The sequence below is a fragment of the Pseudomonas sp. GW822-FHT04C11 genome (genome assembly GCF_058800905.1).
This window is the reverse complement of record NZ_JBXAMS010000014.1, coordinates 160,438-180,753: the sequence shown is the minus strand read 5'-3', so window position 1 is coordinate 180,753 and position 20,316 is coordinate 160,438. Positions and strand designations below refer to the sequence as shown.

Below are 20,316 nucleotides of genomic sequence, written 5' to 3'. Positions count from 1 at the left end.
CATTAGCGCAAGCTCGATTTACCGTTCATCAGTGCTGGGTGGCAGAAGGTGGGCTGACCATACATTTGCTTACTTTTCGGCGTCTGGAAAAGTGAGTCGCTGTAAGAGCGAAACCATAAGCAGCCGTTACCGCAGCAACGGATATACACCCCAGCCGAAAGATCCCAGACAAACAAAAACGCCCGGCAGAGCCGGGCGTTTTGTATTGACTTGATTAACGAGCGCGGTAAGTGATCCGCCCTTTGCTCAAATCATAGGGCGTCAGCTCGACGCGCACTTTGTCACCGGTAAGAATACGAATGTAATTCTTGCGCATCTTGCCGGAAATATGCGCGGTTACGACGTGCCCATTTTCCAACTCCACACGAAACATGGTGTTGGGCAGGGTGTCGACGACAGTGCCTTCCATTTCGAAGCTGTCTTCTTTCGACATGCAGTAAAGCCCTCGGTATCCAATGAATGGCCCGGTGCAACTGCGCCAGGCAAAAGCGGCGTGCATTGTGCCCGAAAAGTGGGGTTTAAGCCAAGGGCTTTAGGGCTGAACCTAGTTCAGTACCACCCAGCGCTGATTAATCAGCAGCTCTATGGGGCGATATTGGGTCTTGTAGTTCATTTTCTTGCAGTTTTTGATCCAGTATCCGAGGTAGACCGCGTCCAGTCCCAGGCGCCGGGCTTCGTTGATTTGCCAGAGAATCGCGTAACGGCCCAGGCTGCGGCGATCTTCTTCGGGCTCATAGAAGGTGTAGACCGCCGACAAGCCGTTGGGCAGCAGATCCGTCACGGCGACCGCCAGCAGACGGCCTTCGAGGCGGAACTCATAGAAACGCGAAAACGGCAGGTCGCGGACCAGAAAGGTCGAAAACTGATCGCGGCTGGGCGGGTACATGTCGCCATCGGCGTGGCGCTGTTCGATATAGCGTTGGTAAAGCTCGAAATATTCTTCGCTGAAACCCGGTTTGGCCGGGCGAACCTGCAGGTCGGCGTTGCGTTTGAAAATGCGTTTTTGCTGACGGTTTGGCGAAAACTGTGCAACCGGAATGCGCGCAGGCACACACGCATTGCAATTTTGGCAATGCGGCCGGTACAGGTGATCGCCACTGCGACGAAAACCCATTTCCGACAGGTCTGCATAGACATGCACATCCATGGGCTGGCTAGGGTCGAGGAACAGCGTGGTGGCCTGTTCATCGGGCAGATAGCTGCAAGAGTGGGGCTGAGTGGCATAGAACTTGAGGCGCGCCAACTCGGTCATGAATCAACCCTCGGGAATAGCTGTTCAATTAAGTGTAAGCCACGAGCGCAAAAGTCGCTCAGCAAACCCATGGGGCGCCGCTGGCTTGATCAAGGTGTTGCTGCAGATAGCCAGCAAACTCTCGGCGCGGGATCGCCCGGGCACCCAGACTGTGCAGATGACCGGTCGGCATCTGGCAGTCGATCAGCACGAAACCGGCGTCCTTGAGGTGGTTGACCAGCGTGGCGAAGCCGACCTTGGAGGCGTTGTCGGCCCGGCTGAACATCGATTCACCAAAAAACAGCTGACCCATGGCCAGGCCATAGAGCCCACCCACCAATACCCCTTGGTCCCAGACTTCGACCGAGTGGGCGTATCCGCGAGCGTGCAGCTCCATGTAGGCGGTTTGCATCGCTTCGGTGATCCAGGTGCCATCGGCGTACTCCCGCGGAGCTGCGCAGGCGCGTATGACGGCCGGGAAGTCCTGATCGAACGTCACGTCGTAACGCTTTTGGCGCAACAGCTTGCCGAGGCTGCGAGAAATATGCAATTCGTCGGGAAACAATACGGTGCGTGGGTCAGGAGACCACCAGAGGATCGGTTGGCCCTCCGAAAACCACGGGAAGCAACCGTGGCGGTAAGCCTGGATCAGCCGATCGGCGCTCAGGTCGCCGCCAGCGGCAAGCAGGCCGTTGGGGTCGCGCATGGCTTTTTCCAGCGGCGGGAATTTCAGGGAGTCGCGTTGTAACCAGGTCAGCATGGTATCCAGGCTTGCAGAAGGGGAGGGCAGCGGCAGGCATTGGCCTGCCGCAACGAATGTCTTATCAGTTGTCGTCCAGGTACTTCTCCGCGTCCAGTGCCGCCATGCAGCCGGCACCGGCGGAAGTCACCGCCTGACGGTAGACGTGGTCGGCCACATCGCCGGCGGCAAACACCCCTTCGATCTCGGTGGCGGTGGCATTGCCTTCGCTGCCGCCGCGAACTCGCAGGTAGCCGTTATGCATTTCCAGCTGACCCTGGAACAGGTCGGTATTGGGTTTATGGCCGATGGCGATGAATACGCCGGTCAGCTCCAGGTCTTTCATCGCGCCGGTCAGGCTGTCGCGCAGGCGTGCACCGGTTACGCCGCTGGCATCGCCCAATACCTCTTCAAGGTTCTGGTTCCAGTGCAGGCGAATGTTGCCATTTTTGGCACGCTCGAACAGTTTGTCCTGAAGAATCTTCTCTGAGCGCAGTTTGTCGCGACGATGAATCAGGTGCACTTCCTTGGCGATGTTGGCCAGGTACAGCGCTTCTTCAACGGCCGTGTTGCCACCGCCAATCACTGCGACCACCTGATTGCGGTAGAAAAACCCATCGCAGGTGGCACAGGCGGAAACGCCTTTGCCGGCGAAGGTTTCTTCAGAAGGCAGCCCCAGGTATTGTGCCGAAGCACCGGTCGCGATAATCAATGCATCGCAGGTGTAGGTGCCACTGTCGCCAGTGAGGCGAAACGGCCGCTGCTGCAACTCTGCGGTGTGAATGTGGTCGTAGACGATCTCGGTGTCGAAACGCTCGGCATGTTTTTGCATGCGTTCCATCAGCACCGGGCCGGTCAGGCCTTCAACATCGCCTGGCCAGTTGTCGACTTCAATGGTGGTGGTCAATTGACCGCCGGCTTGCAGGCCGGTAATAACAGTCGGCTTGAGGTTGGCACGAGCGGCATAAACGGCGGCGCTGTAACCGGCAGGGCCGGAACCCAGAATGATCAGGCGTGAATGCTTAGCTTCGCTCATAAAAACACCTCATAAGCCTTTGTCACAAAAGAGAATGCATGCTCAAATTGAAGCGCGCGCAACGTACTTTTGGCTATGCTACACCTTAGCTGCTCTGGCGTGGCATCGTGCGGGCAAACCCGTACAATGCCGGTCTGTATCAGGATGTTCCGAAATCTTCGTATAAAAGATCGCTGTCTTCGGCATCTCCGACGGTTTCAGATTTCGATGTCAGAGTGTTAAAAGTAGTCTCTGTTGCGCCCGTTAACTTTGTTACCTGCCCGGAGTGGGCAGTTTTTTGTAGTCAATCAACAGTTGGACGCGCTACAGGCGCAGGAAAAGACGCGTTTTGAAGAAATCCACCGCAGCACCTAAAACAGTAGTTCCACTCTGGCGTCAGCATCTGCACTACCGGCTCAAGGAAGGTGCACTGATCGCCATCGGTGCCTTGTGCCTGTTCCTGATGATGGCCTTGCTGACCTATGGCAAGGACGATCCGGGCTGGAGTCATAACAGCAAAATCGACGATGTACAGAACTTCGGCGGGCCGGCCGGCTCCTACAGCGCCGATATCCTGTTCATGGTGCTGGGTTACTTCGCCTATATCTTCCCGCTGTTGCTGGCGATCAAGACTTACCAGATCTTCCGCCAGCGCCACGAACCGTGGCAGTGGAGCGGCTGGCTGTTTTCCTGGCGCCTGATCGGCTTGGTGTTTCTGGTGCTGTCGGGCGCAGCCCTGGCGCATATCCATTTCCACGCCCCGACCGGTTTGCCGGCCGGCGCTGGCGGTGCATTGGGTGAAAGCCTGGGCGATCTGGCGAAGAACGCGCTGAATATCCAGGGCAGCACCCTGATGTTCATCGCACTGTTTCTGTTCGGCCTGACCGTGTTCACCGACCTTTCATGGTTCAAGGTGATGGACGTCACCGGCAAGATCACTCTCGACCTGTTCGAACTGTTCCAGGGAGCTGCCAATCGCTGGTGGGCTGCGCGCACTGAACGCAAGCAACTGGTTGCACAATTGCGTGAAGTCGACGATCGGGTGCACGAAGTCGTGGCTCCGACCGTGACCGACAAGCGCGAGCAAGCCAAGGTCAAGGAACGCCTGATCGAGCGCGAGCAAGCCCTGAGCAAGCACATGTCCGAGCGCGAGAAGCAGGTTCCGCCGGTGATTGCTCCCGCACCGCCGAAAGCGCCGCCGCCAAGCAAACGCGTCGAAAAAGAGAAACAGGCGCCGCTGTTCGTTGACAGTGCGGTCGAAGGCACCTTGCCGCCGATCTCGATTCTCGACCCGGCAGAAAAGAAACAGCTCAACTATTCGCCTGAGTCGCTGGCTGCGGTTGGCCATTTGCTGGAAATCAAGCTCAAGGAATTCGGCGTCGAAGTCTCGGTGGATTCGATTCACCCAGGTCCGGTGATTACCCGTTACGAAATTCAACCGGCGGCCGGGGTAAAAGTCAGCCGTATCTCCAACCTGGCCAAAGACCTTGCGCGCTCGCTGGCAGTGACCAGTGTGCGGGTGGTGGAAGTGATTCCCGGCAAGACCACGGTCGGTATCGAGATTCCCAACGAAGACCGGCAGATCGTGCGCTTCTCCGAAGTGCTGTCGACGCCGGAATACGATGACGCCAAGTCCCCGGTCACCCTGGCCCTGGGTCACGACATCGGCGGTAAGCCGATCATCGTCGACCTGGCAAAAATGCCTCACCTGCTGGTGGCCGGTACTACCGGTTCCGGTAAGTCGGTGGGCGTGAACGCAATGATTCTGTCGATCCTGTTCAAGTCGGGCCCGGAAGACGCCAAGCTGATCATGATCGACCCGAAAATGCTTGAATTGTCGATCTACGAAGGCATTCCGCACCTGCTGTGCCCGGTGGTCACCGACATGAAGGACGCCGCCAACGCGTTGCGCTGGAGCGTGGCCGAGATGGAGCGCCGCTACAAGCTGATGGCGAAGATGGGCGTGCGTAACCTGTCGGGCTTCAACCAGAAGGTCAGAGAGGCGCAGGAGGCGGGTACACCGCTGACGGATCCGTTGTACAACCGCGAAAGCATTCACGACGAAGCACCGCTGCTGACCAAGCTGCCAACCATCGTGGTGGTGGTCGACGAATTCGCCGACATGATGATGATCGTCGGCAAGAAGGTTGAAGAGCTGATCGCCCGGATCGCCCAGAAAGCCCGTGCGGCCGGTATTCACTTGATCCTTGCGACCCAGCGCCCGTCGGTGGATGTGATCACCGGTCTGATCAAGGCCAACATCCCGACCCGTATGGCGTTCCAGGTATCGAGCAAGATCGACTCGCGAACCATCATCGACCAGGGTGGTGCCGAGCAGTTGCTGGGTCACGGTGACATGCTCTACATGCCACCGGGCACCAGTCTGCCAATTCGGGTTCACGGCGCGTTCGTTTCCGACGATGAAGTTCACCGGGTGGTTGAAGCCTGGAAACTGCGCGGTGCACCGGAGTACAACGACGACATCCTTAACGGTGTCGAAGAGGCGGGCAGTGGCTTTGAAGGCAGCAGCGGTGGCGGCGACGATGATGCGGAAACCGACGCGCTCTATGACGAAGCGGTGCAGTTCGTGCTGGAAAGCCGCCGCGCCTCGATCTCTGCGGTTCAGCGCAAGCTGAAGATCGGCTACAACCGCGCTGCGCGCATGATCGAAGCCATGGAAATGGCCGGGGTCGTGACTTCCATGAATACCAACGGCTCGCGTGAAGTGCTTGCACCAGGCCCTATGCGCGACTGACCGGTGCCGCGTGAAATCACGCGGCACGCCATTCAAACGAATATCAAAGAGGACTCCCATGCGTCTTATCCGCATGTTGCTGCTGCCGGTACTGGCTTTAACCACGCTTTCGGCCCACGCCGATGACAAGGACGTGGCGCGTCTGACTCAGTTGCTCGAAAAGTCGCAGACCCTGACCGCACGTTTCTCTCAGCTGACCCTCGACGGCAGCGGTACTCAGTTGCAGGAAACCGCTGGCGAAATGTCCTTGCAGCGTCCGGGCCTGTTCTACTGGCACACCGATGCACCGCAAGAACAGCTGATGGTGTCGGATGGCAAGAAGGTTTCCTTGTGGGACCCGGACCTGCAACAGGTCACCATCAAGAACCTTGATCAGCGCCTGACCCAGACTCCAGCATTGTTGCTGTCCGGTGATGTGTCGAAAATCAGCCAGAGCTTCGCCATTACGTCCAAGGAAGCCGGCGGCGTGATCGACTTCACGCTCAAGCCCAAGACCAAGGACACGCTGTTCGACAGCCTGCGCCTGTCGTTCCGCAACGGTATGGTCAATGACATGCAGATGATCGACAGCGTCGGCCAGCGCACCAATATCCTGTTCACCGGGGTCAAGGCCAACGAGCCGATTCCGGCCTCCAAGTTCAAGTTCGACATCCCCAAGGGCGCGGACGTGATCCAGGAATAAAGAGCAGCAGTAACCCGGTGCTGGACAGTCAAGGAAAGCTGCAGCACACACACATAATTTGTGGTGAGGGGGCTTGCCCTAATGCCGATCACTTAAGCCGAATACTGAACCTGTGGCGAGGGAGCTTGCTCCCGCTGGGGCGCGAAGCGGCCCTGAAAATGGGGACTGCTACGCAGTCCAGCGGGAGCAAGCTCCCTCACCACAGGGTATTCGCCAGACTTGAGAATTACGTAATAATTTGAGGTTTTAACCCTACGTGATGGACCTGTTTCGCAGTGCCCCGATAGCTCAGCCGTTGGCCGCCCGCTTACGTGCGGCCAACCTGGACGAGTATGTCGGTCAGGAACACCTGTTGGCCCGCGGCAAGCCGTTGCGCGAGGCGCTGGAGCAGGGTGCCTTGCACTCGATGATTTTCTGGGGGCCGCCGGGCGTGGGTAAAACCACCCTGGCGCGATTGCTCGCGGAAGTTTCGGATGCGCACTTCGAAACGGTCTCGGCGGTGCTGGCCGGGGTCAAGGAGATCCGCCAGGCGGTGGAAGTCGCCAAGCAGCAGGCCGGACAATATGGCCGCCGAACCATTCTGTTCGTCGACGAAGTCCATCGCTTCAACAAGTCGCAACAAGATGCCTTTCTGCCGTACGTCGAAGACGGCACGCTGATTTTCATTGGCGCGACCACCGAAAACCCGTCGTTTGAACTGAATAACGCACTGCTGTCCCGTGCGCGCGTCTACGTGCTCAAGAGCCTCGACGAAACCGCGCTGCACAAACTGGTGCAGCGGGCGTTGACCGAAGAGCGTGGTCTGGGCAAGCGTCAGCTGAGCCTCGGCGATGACGGTTTCAAGATGCTGCTCAGCGCCGCTGACGGTGACGGCCGGCGTCTGCTGAACTTGCTGGAGAACGCCTCCGACCTGGCCGAAGACGGTACGGAAATCGGCGTCGAGCTGCTGCAAAGCCTGCTTGGCGACACCCGGCGACGTTTCGACAAAGGCGGCGAAGCGTTTTACGACCAGATCTCTGCGCTGCACAAATCGGTGCGCGGCTCCAACCCGGACGGCGCGCTGTACTGGTTCGCACGGATGCTCGACGGTGGCTGCGATCCGTTGTACCTGGCCCGGCGCGTGGTGCGCATGGCCAGCGAAGACATCGGCAATGCTGACCCGCGTGCCTTGAGCCTGTGCCTGGCGGCGTGGGATGTGCAGGAGCGACTGGGCAGCCCCGAAGGCGAGTTGGCGGTCGCGCAGGCGATTACCTATCTGGCCTGTGCGCCGAAAAGCAACGCGGTTTATATGGGTTTCAAAGCGGCCATGCGCAGCGCTGCCGAGCATGGCTCGCTGGAAGTCCCGCTGCATTTGCGCAATGCCCCGACCAAGTTGATGAAACAACTCGGTTACGGCGACGAATACCGTTATGCCCACGACGAACCGGACGCTTACGCGGCCGGCGAAGATTATTTCCCGGAGGAACTGGAGCCGCAGTCGTTCTATCGTCCGGTACCCCGTGGCCTCGAATTGAAGATCGGCGAGAAGCTCAACCACCTTGCGCAGCTGGACCGTCTGAGCCCCAAACAGCGGAGAAAACCTTGATTCCCTTGATCGTTGCGGTCTCCGTCGGCGGTATTGCCGGCACATTACTGCGTTTTGCGACCGGCAACTGGATCAACGCAAATTGGCCGCGGCACTTCTATACCGCGACGCTGGCCGTTAATATCATTGGCTGCCTGTTGATCGGCTTTTTGTATGGTCTGTTTATGCTGCGCCCGGAAGTGCCGATTGAGGTGCGTGCCGGGTTGATGGTGGGCTTCCTTGGCGGCCTGACGACTTTTTCATCCTTTTCACTGGATACGGTGCGCTTGCTCGAAAGTGGGCAAGTGCCGCTGGCCTTGGGCTACGCGGCAATCAGCGTATTCGGCGGGCTGCTCGCGACCTGGGCTGGCCTATCCTTGACCAAACTTTGATAAACGAGAGACCGACATGCTCGATTCCAAACTGTTACGTAGCAACCTTCAGGACGTAGCGGACCGCCTGGCATCCCGCGGCTTCAGCCTGGATGTTGCGCGCATCGAAGCGCTGGAAGAACAGCGCAAGACCGTCCAGACCCGCACCGAAGCACTGCAGGCTGAACGTAATGCGCGCTCCAAATCCATCGGTCAGGCCAAGCAGCGCGGCGAAGACATTGCTCCGTTGATGGCAGACGTCGAGCGCATGGCGAATGAGCTCGGTATCGGCAAAGTCGAGCTGGACGAGATCCAGACCGAACTGGACTCGATCCTGCTGAACATTCCTAACCTGCCGCACGAGTCGGTGCCGATTGGTTCCGACGAAGACGGCAACGTCGAAGTGCGCCGCTGGGGCACGCCGACCACCTTCGATTTCGAGATCAAGGATCACGTCGCGCTGGGCGAGAAGTTCGGCTGGCTGGACTTTGAAACCGCCGCCAAGCTGTCCGGTGCCCGTTTCTCCTTGCTGCGTGGGCCGATTGCCCGTCTGCACCGCGCACTGGCGCAGTTCATGATCAACCTGCACACCACCGAGCATGGCTACGAAGAAGCCTACACGCCTTATCTGGTTCAGGCGCCGGCCTTGCAGGGCACCGGTCAACTGCCGAAGTTCGAGGAAGACCTGTTCAAGATCAGCCGCGAAGGCGAAGCCGATCTGTACCTGATCCCGACTGCTGAAGTGTCGCTGACCAACATCGTGGCTGGCGAAATCATCGACGCCAAACAGCTGCCAATCAAATTCGTCGCTCACACCCCGTGCTTCCGTAGCGAAGCCGGTGCATCGGGCCGTGACACCCGTGGGATGATTCGTCAGCACCAGTTCGACAAGGTCGAAATGGTCCAGATCGTTGAGCCATCGACTTCGATGGAAGCGCTGGAAAGCCTGACCGCCAACGCCGAGAAAGTCCTGCAATTGCTCGAACTGCCATACCGTACCCTGGCGCTGTGCACCGGCGACATGGGCTTCAGCGCGGTCAAGACCTACGACCTGGAAGTGTGGGTCCCGAGCCAGGGCAAATACCGTGAAATTTCGTCGTGCTCCAACTGCGGCGATTTCCAGGCCCGGCGCATGCAAGCACGTTTCCGTAACCCGGAAACCGGCAAGCCCGAGCTGGTCCACACCCTGAACGGTTCCGGCCTGGCGGTCGGTCGTACCCTGGTGGCGGTGCTGGAGAACTATCAGCAGGCCGACGGTTCGATCCGCGTGCCAGCCGTGCTCAAGCCGTACATGGGCGGCCTTGAGGTCATCGGCTAAATGGAATTTCTGCCGCTGTTTCACAACCTGCGCGGCAGTCGTGTGTTGGTCGTCGGTGGGGGGGAGATTGCCTTGCGCAAATCCCGTCTGCTGGCCGACGCCGGCGCGCTGCTGCGGGTCGTTGCACCTGAGATCGAAGCCCAGCTGCGTGAGCTGGTGCAGAACAGTGGCGGCGAGTTGGTGTTGCGCGGCTATCGTGAGTCGGACCTCGACGGCTGCGGGCTGATCATTGCCGCTACCGACGACGAACCGCTGAATGCGCAAGTCTCCAAAGATGCTCATCGGCGCTGCGTGCCGGTCAACGTGGTGGACGCGCCGGCCCTGTGCAGCGTGATCTTCCCGGCGATCGTCGACCGTTCGCCGTTGGTGATTGCCGTGTCCAGCGGCGGCGATGCGCCGGTGCTGGCGCGGTTGATCCGCGCCAAGCTGGAAACCTGGATTCCTTCGACCTATGGCCAACTGGCCGGGTTGGCAGCGCGTTTTCGCCATCAGGTCAAAGGCCTGTTCCCGGATGTGCAGCAGCGTCGGGCATTCTGGGAAGAGGTGTTCCAGGGGCCGATCGCGGATCGTCAACTGGCCGGGCAGGGCGCTGAAGCCGAGCGTTTGTTGCTGGCGAAAATCAACGGCGAATCCCCCAATGCTCCAGGTGAGGTGTATCTGGTCGGCGCAGGGCCGGGTGATCCGGATCTACTGACATTCCGCGCCTTGCGGCTGATGCAGCAAGCCGATGTGGTGCTGTATGACCGTCTGGTGGCACCGGCGATTCTTGAACTGTGTCGTCGTGATGCCGAGCGGATCTATGTCGGCAAGCGACGTGCCGATCATGCGGTGCCTCAGGATCAGATCAACCAGCAATTGGTGAACCTGGCCAAGCAGGGCAAGCGTGTGGTGCGGCTGAAGGGCGGTGATCCGTTCATCTTTGGCCGTGGTGGCGAAGAGATCGAAGAACTGGCGGCCCACGGCATTCCGTTCCAGGTCGTGCCGGGTATTACCGCTGCCAGCGGTTGCGCGGCCTACGCCGGGATTCCGTTGACCCACCGCGATTACGCGCAGTCGGTGCGTTTTATCACCGGCCACCTGAAGGACGGCACCTCGGATCTGCCGTGGGGCGATCTGGTCGCGCCCGCGCAAACCCTGGTGTTTTACATGGGGCTGGTGGGACTGCCGATCATCTGCGAAGAATTGATCAGGCATGGTCGTTCGGCGGACACGCCGGCGGCGTTGATCCAGCAGGGCACGACGCCTAATCAGCGGGTTTTCACCGGCACGCTGGCCAACCTTCCACAGTTGGTGGCGGAGCATGAAGTGCATGCGCCGACCTTGGTGATCGTGGGAGAAGTGGTGCAACTTCGCGAGAAACTCGCGTGGTTTGAAGGCGCCCAGTCGCAACTCTGAACACTGTGGCGAGGGGGCTTGCCCCCGCTGGGGCGCGTAGCGGCCCTGAAACCAATGACCGGGGTCTTACTGATAGACCGCACTCTCCGGTTTTGCGGCTGCTTCGCAACCGAGCGGGGGCAAGCCCCTCGCCACAATTGATCGTTGTCACGGCCGGGTTCAGTTCAGCACCTAGGCCTTGCGCCAAACCCCTTTCCCGCTCAACCGCTCCCGATCATGGGCGACGGTGAAATCCTGCGCCGGTCCCTTCGGCACAATGCCGGTCGGATTGATCGTGCGATGGCTCGCGTAGTAATGCCCCTTGATGTGGGTAAAGTCCACGGTGTCGCTGATCCCCGGCCACTGATACAACTCGCGTAGCCAGTTCGACAGGTTCGGGTAATCGGCGATCCGTCGCAGGTTGCACTTGAAGTGGCTGTAATACACCGCGTCGAAGCGAATCAGCGTGGTGAACAGGCGAATGTCTGCCTCGGTCAGGTATTCGCCGGCCAGGTAGCGCTTCTCGCCCAAGCGGTTTTCCAGCCAGTCGAGTTCACTGAACAGCTCATCAAAGGCTTCTTCATAGGCCGTTTGCGAGGTGGCAAACCCGGCGCGATACACGCCGTTGTTCACCGCCGGATAAATCCGCGCATTCAGCTCATCGATTTCAGCGCGTAAAGGTTGCGGGTAGAAGTCCAGGTCGTTGCCGGTCAGACCGTCGAATGCACTGTTGAACATGCGGATGATTTCCGCTGATTCGTTGCTGACGATGCGTTTTTGCAGGTTATCCCACAACACCGGCACTGTTACGCGACCGGTGTAGTCGGCGGTATCGGCGGTGTAGCGCTGGTGCATGAACGTGAGGTGGTCGAGCTTGTCGCCAGTGGAGCCGAAGGCTTTGTCGAAGGTCCAGCCGTTTTCCAGCATCAGCCAGCTGACCACCGACACATCGACCAGGCTTTCCAGGCCTTTGAGCTTGCGCAGAATCAGTGTGCGATGCGCCCAGGGACAGGCGAGCGACACGTAGAGGTGATAGCGACCCGCTTGTGCAGGAAAACCGCCTTCGCCGCTGGGGCCGGGTTTGCCGTCGGCGGTCAGCCAGTTACGGCGCTGCGCTTGTTCGCGCTGGAACGCGCCGTCCTTGCTGCTTTCGTACCACTGATCACGCCATTGCCCTTCGATCAGCAAACCCATCTTGAACTCCAAAGTCGTTAAACGTTGGAGTTGAGTCTATTCCGATCCTTTCGAACAAAAAGCGCAAAGGTTGGGCGTTAATGATCGATTAAATAGATTTGTCGCGAGCATCCCAGAACTGCTGAGCCTTGACGAAGGCTTCATCACGCGGCGTACCAAGACCGCGCAAGGCCAGGGCCATGGTCGAAATCAGCGCCATTTGCGGGTAGCTGTCGACCACGTCGCCGCGCCATACGGCTTTCAAGTGTTCCGGGTCCAGGCTCGCCGGTTTGACGTGGCGTTGCGCCGACAGCTGCGGCCATTCCTCGTCCCAGCTCTGACCGCCAGTGGTGCCGTACAAGTGACTATCGGCATCCGGGTTGATCTCGATCTCACCGCCATCGCCCTTGATCACGATCGCGTTATCGCCCAGCAAGCCGCTGGCGTCGCGGTGCACGCCCTGATAGCCGGGGTGGAAGATGCTTTGCAAGCCACAGCGAGCGCCCAACGGGTTGAGAATTCGCGCCAGCGAGTGGATTGGCGAACGCAGGCCGAGGGTGTTGCGCAGGTCAATCATCCGTTGCAGTTGCGGCGCCCAGTCACCCAGCGGGATAAACGCCAGGTTGCCTTGCTCCAGCGCCTCACCCACTTGTTGCCAGTTACGGCACAGCGGGATCTGCAATGGCTCGAGCAGTTGCTCGCTGTACAGCCGCCCGGCGGTATGTGCGCCACCGCCATGCATCAGGATCCGCACGCCGTTTTGCGCCAGGCACTTGGCCGCCAGCAGGTACCACGGCAGGTGGCGCTTCTTGCCGGCGTAGGTCGGCCAGTCCAGATCGACACCCAGCGCTGGCGCGTTCAACCGCTCGCGCAAGGCTTCGGTGAAACCTGCCAGCTCTTCCGGGCTTTCTTCCTTGTGCCGCAACAGCATCAGGAAGGCACCGAGTTGAGTGTCCTCGACCTTGTCGTCGAGCAGCATGCCCATGGCCTCGCGGGCCTCTTCGCGAGTCAGGCTGCGGGCGCCGCGTTTGCCTTTGCCGAGAATCCGCACGAACTGCGCGAAAGGGTGTTCGGCAGGTGTTTCAGTGATCAGTGGGGCGAAATCGGTCATAGACAATTCGTCGGTTTGGGCAGGCCCGCCAGCTTGGCGGCAAGTTTGGCGGGAGTGCCTTTGAACAATCGGTTCAGGTGCAGGCTGTTGCCCTTGTCCGGGCCCAGCTTCAGCGCGGTGTATTTGATCAGCGGGCGAGTGGCCGGCGACAGCTGGAACTCCTGATAGAAGCCGCGCAGCAGCTCAAGGATTTCCCAGTGTTCGGGGCTCAGCTCAAGTTCTTCGGCGGCAGCCAGCGCTGTGGCGACTTCGGCGGACCAGTCACCCAGATCAACCAGGTAACCGTCCTTGTCCAGATCGATGCGACGAGCGCCTACGGTAAGCGAATTCATAACCAGCTGTTGACCTTGTCGTAGTGAATCGACAGTTCGACGAAGGCCGGATAGTCGACGCTTTTGACCCAGTCGGGCACTTGCAGGCCGCGAGCCTGAACATCTTCGTCGAGGACAAACAGGCGCAAGGTTTCGCTGTGTGCTTGCAGTGCGCTGAGTGGCGCGGTGCCGGGCTGCAAGGCGTAGACCGCATCGCCACTGAGCAGCAGGGCATCGCTCGCACCCAGCATGCGCAGGCAACTGGTCAGCCGGTTATCGGTAAACGGCGAGTGAGACAACACATGCAAAGTCGACATCAGAGGGTGATCACTTGGTCATAACGGTCAATAACGGCCGAGATCTGTTCAGCGGCCAGTACGTGCAACGGTTCGAGGCTCAAGGCCGTCGGCACCAGGCCGCGTGCGGTTGCGCTGTCGCCACACACGTACAGGTCTTCTATACCAAACAACCCAAGCGCCTGCAGGTTGGCGCTGAGGTCTTTTTGTTGCACGGCTTTGGCGTCCTGCCCGGTGGCGAGCTGGAAGACGCCGTCATCGAGAAACAGCAGGCCGATCGGCAAATCGAAGGCGCCGCCGGCGAGTACGATATCCAGCGCTTCACGGGCGCTTGGGCCAGACCAGGGTGCCTGCCGGCTGATAATCAGCAACGATTTAGGCATGTTTCATGGCCCTCCAAAACAGATCAGGCGATCGGCGTCTTGCACCGCATCGTGCAACTGCCCGAGCCCGGACAATTCCCACGGTGCGCTGACATTGATTGCCGTGCGCTGATAACGCCTGGCTTCTGCTTCATCCAGCACACCGCGACGCAAGGCTGCAGCAATACACACTACGCCGTCGAGTTGGTGCTCGCTGACGAAGTTGCGCCATTGCAGCGCCAGGTCCTGCTCGTCCTGTGGCGTAACGACGTTGCTCGACGCGTTGTAAACGCCGTCCTGGTAGAAAAACAGCCGCACGATCTCGTGCCCACCGGCCAGCGCTGCCTGAGCAAACAGCAGGGCGCGGCGCGAGGAGGGCGCATGTGCGGCGGAAAACAGCGCAATGGCGAACTTCATGATGAACTCTGACAACAAATCTGCGGCCATGATAAAGCTTTATCGCCGGTGCGGCGAAGGGCGATTCAGCGCGGCATATAGCCCATCTGCCAACGCCGTGGAATCTTCAGTGAAACAGCACCGAGCACGCCGGCCAGCAGACCGCTGGCATACAGGGCTTGCAGGCCGAGATGGTGTTCGAGCGCTGCGCCCAGGACGGCGCCGGCAAACATGCCGGTCCACGGAATCAGTTGCACCCGCCAGCCATTGCGGCGTTCGCCGAGCAACCAGCGTCCCAGACCGCGCCCAAAGCGTGACAGGGCACCGGTGACATAGGTCAACCCGACCGGAAAGCCGTTGACCTGTTCGACGGCGGCGTTGAGCATCCCCATGGCGATGATCGCTGCCAGCAACGCCGGTAATTTAGCCTCGAATGGCCATGCAGCGGCGCCGCACAACAGCGCAGCGACGCACAGCATCAAGGGCAGGGCGCGTCGGCCGCTGAATCGGCTGACTACAATACCCAAGGCGTTGCCGACGACAAACATGGCGACCAGCACTAGCAACCGCAAGGTCATGCCCAGATCTGCGCCGCTGATCGCTACCGCCAGGCGAGTGGTGTTGCCGCTCATGAAGGAGACGAAGTCGCCAGTGGCCATAAAGCCGATAGCGTCGGTCATGCCAGCCAGCACTGACAGGCTCGCTACCAGCAACATACCGATCCGGCCGCGCCATTTCTGCACGTGCAACAGGCCCGGTGTGTGGGCGCGATTAGGTGAAGACGGCAGCATTCGTCAACTCTCGATACCATGCAATTTGCGATATTCCTTCCAGTCCATGCCGGCCATTTGCGCCACTTCCTTGTGCACCTCCAGCCGTTGGGCTTCATAGTCCTCAACAGTGGCCACGGTCAATTGCAACGTCAGTTCCCAGGCAAACAGGCCCAGACGCTCGGCCTCCGCCTCGTAGGCTTCATGCAGTCGTTCGTTGCGATACTGCGCCATGGTTTCGCCTTTGGCCTGGGCGGCCAGAGGGTTCAGGTGATCGAGCTCTTCGCGTAACGCCGGTCGTGCATTGAGAAATCGTTGCAGCGCCAGTTCGTGCTGCGAGTCGATGGGGGCCATGGACCGTCCTTGTCAAAGGGAAAGTATGCGCGTCTTGAGGGCGTTTGCCTTGACGCGGGTCAGGAGGTCTTTTTCTTGTTGGCTTTGGCCTCGGCGGCCAGGCACTCAAGTGCAAACTGCTCGGTGTAGGTCATCTGGATCGGCGTGGTTTCACCTTTGACGGTTCTTTCGCCATCGAGGATGTAGCGAATGCGCTTGTCGGTCACGCCAATGCGTTTGGCGATCCACGACGGAGTCTGACCGATCTGGCTGATCAGCTTGTCGGCGTAGTCGGTGGAAGGTTTGTAAAACTCGGCATTGGGGGTCATGGGCTTTCCGGAGGAAGTTGCTCGGCGCGACGCGCCAATTATGGCGCGACAGGGTGCGCGAATCGGCGCGGGCTGTCGCTATCTATATAAAGTAAAGCAGAGCGGCGCCATGAGGAAGAACCTTGCCTGGCGCTTCGGAGTAGCCGCTTGCGGTGATACAGTCAGCGTTTTGCGAATAAGGAAACACAATGCGTATTTTGATGGTGGCGCTGGCTGGCGTGTTGCTGGCGGGTTGCGCGGGATCGACGATGAAAGAAGCGCGCTCCCAGAGCCCCTACAAGACGCTCGCCTCGAGCAAGCCTGATCTGGTCGTCGCCCAGTGCGTGCAGTTTGCCTGGCAGGACGAGGCGGTGTTCGGTGTCGACGCCAGCGGTTACCTGCAACCCGGCGAAACCGGCGGTTTTACGGTTTACACCCGTTCGGCCGAGGCCTTCATCGACGTGCAAAGCGGCGCATTGAAGTACTACGCCACTCAGGACAACTGGGTTGCCAAGCGCCGATTGGCAGCACTGGCAACCTGTCTGTGAGTCAGTGACCGTCAGGTGTTTGGCTCGGCGGCCGTCAGGCGTTTCTGAAAAAAGAAGCGCTTGCTGCCCGGTGGGTAATCGGCAATCTGCCCAATCTCGGTAAACCCCAGCTTCTTGTAAAACTCCGGTGCCTGGAATTCGAAGGTGTCGAGGTAGATCCCAATGCAGTTCTTCTCCCGTGCCAGCTCTTCGGCCATGTGCATCAGCCGTGAGCCGGTGCCCTGTCCGCGTGCCTGTTCGGGCACTGACAACAAGTCGATGAACATCCACTGATAAAACAGTTTTGCGTAGAGCCCGCCGAGGATTTCGTCGCTCTGTTCATCTCGAACCAGCAGGGCGATTTCCTGGTAGTGACCTTCGCCGGCATGGGCGATGTTGTAGGCGCGCAGGGGGTTGATAATCGCCTGGCGTTCTTCGGGTAGCGGGTTTTGCGATATCTCGATGCGTAGTTTCATTCGTGACGTCCTTGTAACGGTTTTTGGGCAACCGATACCGAGACTACCGCGTGTTGTTAACGAAGTGAATACCAGTGACGCGCAGCCTTCCTGATGGGAATCGTTCCGATTGCGGGATTGTGTTGTAGTACTTTTGCCAGTCTCAACGTACGAATTCATACATTTAACTGTATGGATAACCAGTATTTATTGGGTTCGGCTCAAAAGCGCGATTGGAACGCGAAAAAAGCGGCCATGGACTTCATCTGTCATTCGGTTAGGTTGAAAGCGTTCCTCAGGAAGGAACGTTCTTAATCAACGGAGTGAAAAAATGAACAAGCCACAAACCCAAGCGCAACTCAAACATGGTCGTGTCACTACCCCTGCCAGCCGCGGCTCTGTCGCCATGGAGGTCGGTCTCCTGGAAGGGTGGCAGGTCAACGAAATGGAAGGCGGCAAGAACTTCCCGTCACTGACCGCCGGGCCTTTCCCCGCACCGTATCAGACGGACAGCGACAGCGTTGCACCACCGGCTGATGGTTTTATTCTCAGCGGTGGCAAGGCTGATGCTCGTGACTGCATCAACTTCACCAATGAGGAAATGAGCAAAAAGCTCAACCGCCCATTTACCTGGCCACTGCTGAACGTGAACCCGGGCCAGGTCTTTCATGTCACCTGGCAGTACACCGCGCCTCATACCACCCGCGGCTACAGCTGGTTCATCACCAAGGATGGCTGGGACCCGAAACAGCGCATCAGCCGTGCGCAACTCGAGGCCAAACCGTTTGCGGAGGACTTCTACACCCAGGTGCCTTATTACGCGCACAGCAGCGAACTCAAAGCCAAAGTCGAACATGAAGTGAAGTTGCCAGCAGGCAAAAAAGGCCATCACGTCATTGTGCTGCTGTGGATTGTCGCCAACACCGGCAACGCCTTCTATCAAGCCTTCGATGTGGACTTCAAGTAAGGCTTCGCTCGTAGAGTGATACCCAACAGGTTCCAAAGGATTGGAACCGAAAGCCCGGCGGCGATGCCGGGCTTTTTTTGTATCTGCCGTCGCTGCGGCCACCGCTACGATGGAATACCATGGCGCCCTCTGACAACAAAAAGGATGGATTGTCATGTCGAACACGGCTGAGCGCGTCAACATCATCGAGTCCCAGGTGCTGTCCCACGACTGGTACCTGCTCAAGAAAATCACCTTCGATTACCTGCGCAACAATGGCGTTTGGCAGCGACAAACCCGTGAGGTCTACGACCGTGGCAATGGTGCCGCCATTCTGCTGTTCAATCGCGCGCAAAAAACCATCGTACTGACCCGCCAGTTCAGGTTGCCGGTCTTCGTCAACGGTCATGACGGCTTGCTGGTTGAAGTGGCTGCGGGGTTGCTGGAAGGCGCCTCACCGCAAGAACGCATTCGCGCTGAAGCGGAGGAGGAAACCGGCTATCGCGTTCATGACGTACAGAAGGTCTTTGAGGCTTACATGAGCCCCGGGTCGGTGACCGAGAAACTGCATTTTTTTGTGGCTGAATATGATGCTGCTTCACGCGTCGGATCGGGTGGTGGGCTGGAGGTTGAAACGGAGGACCTTGAGGTGCTGGAGCTGAAGTTCGATGAGGCACTCGAGGCGTTTTACAGTGGGCAGATCGTCGACGCGAAAACCATCATGCTGCTGCAGTACGCGGCGATGAAGGATATTTTTGCGGCGGTTTAGGCTTGGATTTTCGCCGGGCAAAAAAAAGCCCGCGGGAGAAGGCGGGCTGAAAGTTTCTTGAATGAGCGGCGAGGAATATATCCGCCAAGCGTCGAAATCACTGTGAAAGATGTTTCATATGTACGCCTCGGATCATTCGACCGTTCAACCTATTGAGCCCACAGAACGCTAAACCGGGTGTAAGTTAGGTTCGGACTGTCTGTACTCGAATGGAGGTGACTATGAGTGCTCCGATGCTTAGCAAAATGCAGATGAACGGTTATCAAGTGGTCAGCGTCAACAGCGGTCTCTGGAAGGTCTGTACCCGTAGCGACCGGCTCGGGTCCTTTGGCAGTCGAGAAGAAGCGCTGGCCTACGCCGCGTCATTACCCGCCCGTTCATCCAGAACGAAAGCCGTTCCCAATACACAGTGAGGCGATCATCCGGATGAGTGTGTCGGTCTGCCTTCCAGCCGCGCAAACGAAAAAGAGCCCGCTTATAGCGGGCTCATTCGTCAGGCGTTATCAGTCGACTCAGGTTTGCGTCGATCCTTGCCGGCAGGATTACCGGTGTTCAGAAGTCTTCTCTCCACCATCACATTTTCAAGTGCCTGGCGGTCTGAAGGTTGCAGCTGATGTTCCCTCTCTTTGAGCTCTAGCAGGATCGGGCTGGACCAAGTGCGATAGGTCCGCTCGGCCATTCGAATCGGGTTCATTTTCGTCTCCCAGACCAAGTGCTCGCTAACAGCGCGACACGTTTCCATACCGCGAAAATCCTAGTCGAGAAACCGCGGTGTCGCCACCCGATCAGCCATTGCTTTTGTGATCGCCAGTGATGATCTTACCGATCGGCGTGATGAGATCCGGTCTCTGGTTTTTCACGTTACCGATCGCCATATCCACCTTGAACCACTCGAAGGTTTCGGCAGGCTCGCCCTGGTGCAGCACCATCTGTTCGGCGCTCTCCTTGGGCATCGCCAGGTTGAGCCACTCGCGGGCCAGCTCCGGTGACAGCACCACCGGTCGCCGATCATGTAGATCGACCAGGCCACCGCCACTGTCGGCGGTGAAAATCACAAAACCATCGTCCTTCTTCGGTTCCCGACCACCTGCAGGGTACTGACCAATGGCTGCGCAGAGTATGGGAGCGCGATCCCGGCGCCGGATAAGGTAAGGCTGTTTATTCGGGCCGCCTTCATAAACCCATTCGAACCAGTTATCGATGGGCACGATGGCGCGGTGCGGCCAGATCGCCCGGAAGAATGAGCCGTGTGCGACTTTCTCGACTCGGGTATTGATCGGCACAGAGTTGTCTTTCGACCAGGCTGGTCGCCATCCCCAGCGTACCCTGTCAGCGTGCAGGGTTTCGCCTTCGAGGTGGAAGAGCGCGACCTGGGTTGATGGTGCGACGTTGTACAGACCCAGAGGCTGGTCGCCCACAGTATTGACCAGGGGATTGGGCATGCTCAGCGCCGCGACGAAGTCGTGGATGCCTCGGTACTGCGAAAGTCTTCCACACATTGGAAAATCCT

Annotated in this window: 26 protein-coding genes; 10 read left to right on the top strand and 16 right to left on the bottom strand. The window is 58.9% G+C overall.

The genetic code is table 11. From position 1 onward, the window contains the following. Positions 1-214: 214 nt before the first annotated feature. From infA to trxB, 4 genes are all read right to left on the bottom strand, one after another. Positions 215-433 (bottom strand): translation initiation factor IF-1, encoded by a 219-nt coding sequence (gene infA, locus AC1RJ3_RS21815; protein WP_002553999.1) that lies wholly within the window; start codon positions 431-433, stop codon positions 215-217. Positions 434-544: 111 nt separating this feature from the next. After that, the gene (locus AC1RJ3_RS21810; RefSeq protein WP_054597843.1) at positions 545-1,252 is read right to left on the bottom strand and encodes an arginyltransferase; all 708 of its coding nucleotides are present in this window, start codon (positions 1,250-1,252) and stop codon (positions 545-547) included. 58 nt (positions 1,253-1,310) lie between these two features. Then, complete coding sequence (gene aat / locus AC1RJ3_RS21805) at positions 1,311-1,991, bottom strand: leucyl/phenylalanyl-tRNA--protein transferase (RefSeq protein ID WP_054597842.1); 681 nt, start codon at positions 1,989-1,991, stop codon at positions 1,311-1,313. Between the two features lie 64 nt (positions 1,992-2,055). Beyond that, complete coding sequence (gene trxB, locus AC1RJ3_RS21800; RefSeq protein ID WP_054597841.1) at positions 2,056-3,006, bottom strand: thioredoxin-disulfide reductase; 951 nt, start codon at positions 3,004-3,006, stop codon at positions 2,056-2,058. Between the two features lie 328 nt (positions 3,007-3,334). Between trxB and ftsK the strand changes: the two genes are divergently transcribed. The 6 genes from ftsK to cysG all read left to right on the top strand — a co-directional run bounded on the left by ftsK (position 3,335) and on the right by cysG (position 11,070). Further along, positions 3,335-5,740 carry a DNA translocase FtsK gene (gene ftsK, locus AC1RJ3_RS21795; RefSeq protein WP_103316443.1) on the top strand — a complete coding sequence of 802 codons (2,406 nt, stop codon included), beginning with the start codon at positions 3,335-3,337 and terminating at the stop codon, positions 5,738-5,740. Between the two features lie 58 nt (positions 5,741-5,798). Then, positions 5,799-6,422 carry an outer membrane lipoprotein periplasmic chaperone LolA gene (gene lolA, locus AC1RJ3_RS21790; RefSeq protein ID WP_019689841.1) on the top strand — a complete coding sequence of 208 codons (624 nt, stop codon included), beginning with the start codon at positions 5,799-5,801 and terminating at the stop codon, positions 6,420-6,422. Positions 6,423-6,681: 259 nt separating this feature from the next. Beyond that, positions 6,682-8,007 carry a replication-associated recombination protein A gene (locus AC1RJ3_RS21785; protein WP_020723510.1) on the top strand — a complete coding sequence of 442 codons (1,326 nt, stop codon included), beginning with the start codon at positions 6,682-6,684 and terminating at the stop codon, positions 8,005-8,007. Continuing rightward, positions 8,004-8,378 (top strand): fluoride efflux transporter CrcB, encoded by a 375-nt coding sequence (gene crcB, locus AC1RJ3_RS21780; protein ID WP_054597839.1) that lies wholly within the window; start codon positions 8,004-8,006, stop codon positions 8,376-8,378. Before AC1RJ3_RS21785 ends, crcB begins: the two co-directional genes overlap by 4 nt. A gap of 16 nt (positions 8,379-8,394) precedes the next feature. Continuing rightward, positions 8,395-9,675: a serine--tRNA ligase gene (gene serS / locus AC1RJ3_RS21775; protein WP_054597838.1), complete on the top strand. Its 1,281-nt coding sequence runs from the start codon at positions 8,395-8,397 to the stop codon at positions 9,673-9,675. Further along, positions 9,676-11,070: a siroheme synthase CysG gene (cysG, locus tag AC1RJ3_RS21770; protein ID WP_493080442.1), complete on the top strand. Its 1,395-nt coding sequence runs from the start codon at positions 9,676-9,678 to the stop codon at positions 11,068-11,070. 171 nt (positions 11,071-11,241) lie between these two features. Here cysG and AC1RJ3_RS21765 read toward each other — a convergent pair whose 3' ends face one another. From AC1RJ3_RS21765 to AC1RJ3_RS21725, 9 genes are all read right to left on the bottom strand, one after another. After that, positions 11,242-12,243, bottom strand: a complete 1,002-nt coding sequence (locus AC1RJ3_RS21765) for a glutathione S-transferase family protein (protein ID WP_493080440.1) — start codon at positions 12,241-12,243, stop codon at positions 11,242-11,244. An 88-nt stretch (positions 12,244-12,331) separates the two neighbouring features. After that, a complete protein-coding gene (locus AC1RJ3_RS21760) occupies positions 12,332-13,333 on the bottom strand; it encodes a glycosyl transferase family protein (protein WP_054597835.1) in 1,002 nt (333 codons plus the stop codon). Next, positions 13,330-13,665, bottom strand: coding sequence for a TusE/DsrC/DsvC family sulfur relay protein (locus tag AC1RJ3_RS21755; protein ID WP_054597834.1), 336 nt, complete (start codon positions 13,663-13,665; stop codon positions 13,330-13,332). Before AC1RJ3_RS21755 ends, AC1RJ3_RS21760 begins: the two co-directional genes overlap by 4 nt. Continuing rightward, positions 13,662-13,961 carry a sulfurtransferase complex subunit TusB gene (tusB, locus tag AC1RJ3_RS21750; protein WP_347927073.1) on the bottom strand — a complete coding sequence of 100 codons (300 nt, stop codon included), beginning with the start codon at positions 13,959-13,961 and terminating at the stop codon, positions 13,662-13,664. The genes AC1RJ3_RS21755 and tusB overlap by 4 nt, the downstream gene beginning before the upstream one ends. Beyond that, a complete protein-coding gene (gene tusC, locus AC1RJ3_RS21745; RefSeq protein ID WP_493080437.1) occupies positions 13,961-14,323 on the bottom strand; it encodes a sulfurtransferase complex subunit TusC in 363 nt (120 codons plus the stop codon). The genes tusB and tusC overlap by 1 nt, the downstream gene beginning before the upstream one ends. A gap of 3 nt (positions 14,324-14,326) precedes the next feature. Continuing rightward, entirely contained in the window at positions 14,327-14,719 is a 393-nt protein-coding gene (gene tusD / locus AC1RJ3_RS21740; protein WP_024264676.1) for a sulfurtransferase complex subunit TusD, read from the bottom strand. A 65-nt stretch (positions 14,720-14,784) separates the two neighbouring features. Further along, on the bottom strand, positions 14,785-15,489 hold the full coding sequence (locus AC1RJ3_RS21735; RefSeq protein ID WP_054597831.1) for a YoaK family protein: 705 nt from the start codon (positions 15,487-15,489) through the stop codon (positions 14,785-14,787). A gap of 3 nt (positions 15,490-15,492) precedes the next feature. Next, positions 15,493-15,822 (bottom strand): DUF6388 family protein, encoded by a 330-nt coding sequence (locus tag AC1RJ3_RS21730; RefSeq protein ID WP_493080435.1) that lies wholly within the window; start codon positions 15,820-15,822, stop codon positions 15,493-15,495. A 59-nt stretch (positions 15,823-15,881) separates the two neighbouring features. After that, a complete protein-coding gene (locus tag AC1RJ3_RS21725; protein ID WP_019689854.1) occupies positions 15,882-16,130 on the bottom strand; it encodes a hypothetical protein in 249 nt (82 codons plus the stop codon). A gap of 188 nt (positions 16,131-16,318) precedes the next feature. Here AC1RJ3_RS21725 and AC1RJ3_RS21720 point away from each other — a divergent pair, with 188 nt between their 5' ends. Beyond that, positions 16,319-16,657 carry a hypothetical protein gene (locus tag AC1RJ3_RS21720; RefSeq protein ID WP_054597829.1) on the top strand — a complete coding sequence of 113 codons (339 nt, stop codon included), beginning with the start codon at positions 16,319-16,321 and terminating at the stop codon, positions 16,655-16,657. A gap of 11 nt (positions 16,658-16,668) precedes the next feature. On the opposite strand, the gene AC1RJ3_RS21715 is transcribed toward AC1RJ3_RS21720, so the two are convergent. Beyond that, positions 16,669-17,112, bottom strand: a complete 444-nt coding sequence (locus AC1RJ3_RS21715) for a GNAT family N-acetyltransferase (RefSeq protein WP_054597828.1) — start codon at positions 17,110-17,112, stop codon at positions 16,669-16,671. A gap of 310 nt (positions 17,113-17,422) precedes the next feature. On the opposite strand from AC1RJ3_RS21715, the gene AC1RJ3_RS21710 reads away from it, so the two are divergent. The 3 genes from AC1RJ3_RS21710 to AC1RJ3_RS21700 all read left to right on the top strand — a co-directional run bounded on the left by AC1RJ3_RS21710 (position 17,423) and on the right by AC1RJ3_RS21700 (position 19,219). Further along, entirely contained in the window at positions 17,423-18,058 is a 636-nt protein-coding gene (locus AC1RJ3_RS21710; RefSeq protein WP_493080432.1) for a lytic polysaccharide monooxygenase auxiliary activity family 9 protein, read from the top strand. A gap of 154 nt (positions 18,059-18,212) precedes the next feature. After that, positions 18,213-18,806, top strand: a complete 594-nt coding sequence (locus AC1RJ3_RS21705) for an NUDIX domain-containing protein (protein WP_054597826.1) — start codon at positions 18,213-18,215, stop codon at positions 18,804-18,806. A 221-nt stretch (positions 18,807-19,027) separates the two neighbouring features. Next, positions 19,028-19,219, top strand: coding sequence for a hypothetical protein (locus tag AC1RJ3_RS21700; protein WP_054597825.1), 192 nt, complete (start codon positions 19,028-19,030; stop codon positions 19,217-19,219). 80 nt (positions 19,220-19,299) lie between these two features. Here the strand turns inward: AC1RJ3_RS21700 and AC1RJ3_RS21695 are convergent, their stop codons facing one another. Both AC1RJ3_RS21695 and AC1RJ3_RS21690 read right to left on the bottom strand, forming a co-directional pair. Continuing rightward, positions 19,300-19,500, bottom strand: a complete 201-nt coding sequence (locus AC1RJ3_RS21695; RefSeq protein WP_054598363.1) for a hypothetical protein — start codon at positions 19,498-19,500, stop codon at positions 19,300-19,302. Positions 19,501-19,591: 91 nt separating this feature from the next. Continuing rightward, a complete protein-coding gene (locus tag AC1RJ3_RS21690; protein WP_493080429.1) occupies positions 19,592-20,305 on the bottom strand; it encodes an SOS response-associated peptidase family protein in 714 nt (237 codons plus the stop codon). Positions 20,306-20,316 lie beyond the last annotated feature (11 nt).

Excerpts from the sequence above, each read along its gene's own strand:
- trxB (WP_054597841.1), bottom strand. The coding sequence starts at position 3,006 with ATGAGCGAAGCTAAGCATTCACGCCTGATCATTCTGGGTTCCGGCCCT.
- tusD (WP_024264676.1), bottom strand. The coding sequence starts at position 14,719 with ATGAAGTTCGCCATTGCGCTGTTTTCCGCCGCACATGCGCCCTCCTCG.
- AC1RJ3_RS21755 (WP_054597834.1), bottom strand. The coding sequence starts at position 13,665 with ATGAATTCGCTTACCGTAGGCGCTCGTCGCATCGATCTGGACAAGGAC.
- infA (WP_002553999.1), bottom strand. The coding sequence starts at position 433 with ATGTCGAAAGAAGACAGCTTCGAAATGGAAGGCACTGTCGTCGACACC.
- cysG (WP_493080442.1), top strand. The coding sequence starts at position 9,676 with ATGGAATTTCTGCCGCTGTTTCACAACCTGCGCGGCAGTCGTGTGTTG.
- AC1RJ3_RS21735 (WP_054597831.1), bottom strand. The coding sequence starts at position 15,489 with ATGCTGCCGTCTTCACCTAATCGCGCCCACACACCGGGCCTGTTGCAC.
- aat (WP_054597842.1), bottom strand. The coding sequence starts at position 1,991 with ATGCTGACCTGGTTACAACGCGACTCCCTGAAATTCCCGCCGCTGGAA.
- tusC (WP_493080437.1), bottom strand. The coding sequence starts at position 14,323 with ATGCCTAAATCGTTGCTGATTATCAGCCGGCAGGCACCCTGGTCTGGC.
- AC1RJ3_RS21810 (WP_054597843.1), bottom strand. The coding sequence starts at position 1,252 with ATGACCGAGTTGGCGCGCCTCAAGTTCTATGCCACTCAGCCCCACTCT.
- AC1RJ3_RS21715 (WP_054597828.1), bottom strand. The coding sequence starts at position 17,112 with ATGAAACTACGCATCGAGATATCGCAAAACCCGCTACCCGAAGAACGC.
- AC1RJ3_RS21705 (WP_054597826.1), top strand. The coding sequence starts at position 18,213 with ATGTCGAACACGGCTGAGCGCGTCAACATCATCGAGTCCCAGGTGCTG.
- AC1RJ3_RS21765 (WP_493080440.1), bottom strand. The coding sequence starts at position 12,243 with ATGGGTTTGCTGATCGAAGGGCAATGGCGTGATCAGTGGTACGAAAGC.
- AC1RJ3_RS21700 (WP_054597825.1), top strand. The coding sequence starts at position 19,028 with ATGAGTGCTCCGATGCTTAGCAAAATGCAGATGAACGGTTATCAAGTG.
- AC1RJ3_RS21730 (WP_493080435.1), bottom strand. The coding sequence starts at position 15,822 with ATGGCCCCCATCGACTCGCAGCACGAACTGGCGCTGCAACGATTTCTC.
- AC1RJ3_RS21785 (WP_020723510.1), top strand. The coding sequence starts at position 6,682 with ATGGACCTGTTTCGCAGTGCCCCGATAGCTCAGCCGTTGGCCGCCCGC.
- AC1RJ3_RS21760 (WP_054597835.1), bottom strand. The coding sequence starts at position 13,333 with ATGACCGATTTCGCCCCACTGATCACTGAAACACCTGCCGAACACCCT.
- AC1RJ3_RS21710 (WP_493080432.1), top strand. The coding sequence starts at position 17,423 with ATGAACAAGCCACAAACCCAAGCGCAACTCAAACATGGTCGTGTCACT.
- AC1RJ3_RS21690 (WP_493080429.1), bottom strand. The coding sequence starts at position 20,305 with ATGTGTGGAAGACTTTCGCAGTACCGAGGCATCCACGACTTCGTCGCG.
- AC1RJ3_RS21720 (WP_054597829.1), top strand. The coding sequence starts at position 16,319 with ATGCGTATTTTGATGGTGGCGCTGGCTGGCGTGTTGCTGGCGGGTTGC.
- AC1RJ3_RS21725 (WP_019689854.1), bottom strand. The coding sequence starts at position 16,130 with ATGACCCCCAATGCCGAGTTTTACAAACCTTCCACCGACTACGCCGAC.
- AC1RJ3_RS21695 (WP_054598363.1), bottom strand. The coding sequence starts at position 19,500 with ATGAACCCGATTCGAATGGCCGAGCGGACCTATCGCACTTGGTCCAGC.
- tusB (WP_347927073.1), bottom strand. The coding sequence starts at position 13,961 with ATGTCGACTTTGCATGTGTTGTCTCACTCGCCGTTTACCGATAACCGG.
- lolA (WP_019689841.1), top strand. The coding sequence starts at position 5,799 with ATGCGTCTTATCCGCATGTTGCTGCTGCCGGTACTGGCTTTAACCACG.
- serS (WP_054597838.1), top strand. The coding sequence starts at position 8,395 with ATGCTCGATTCCAAACTGTTACGTAGCAACCTTCAGGACGTAGCGGAC.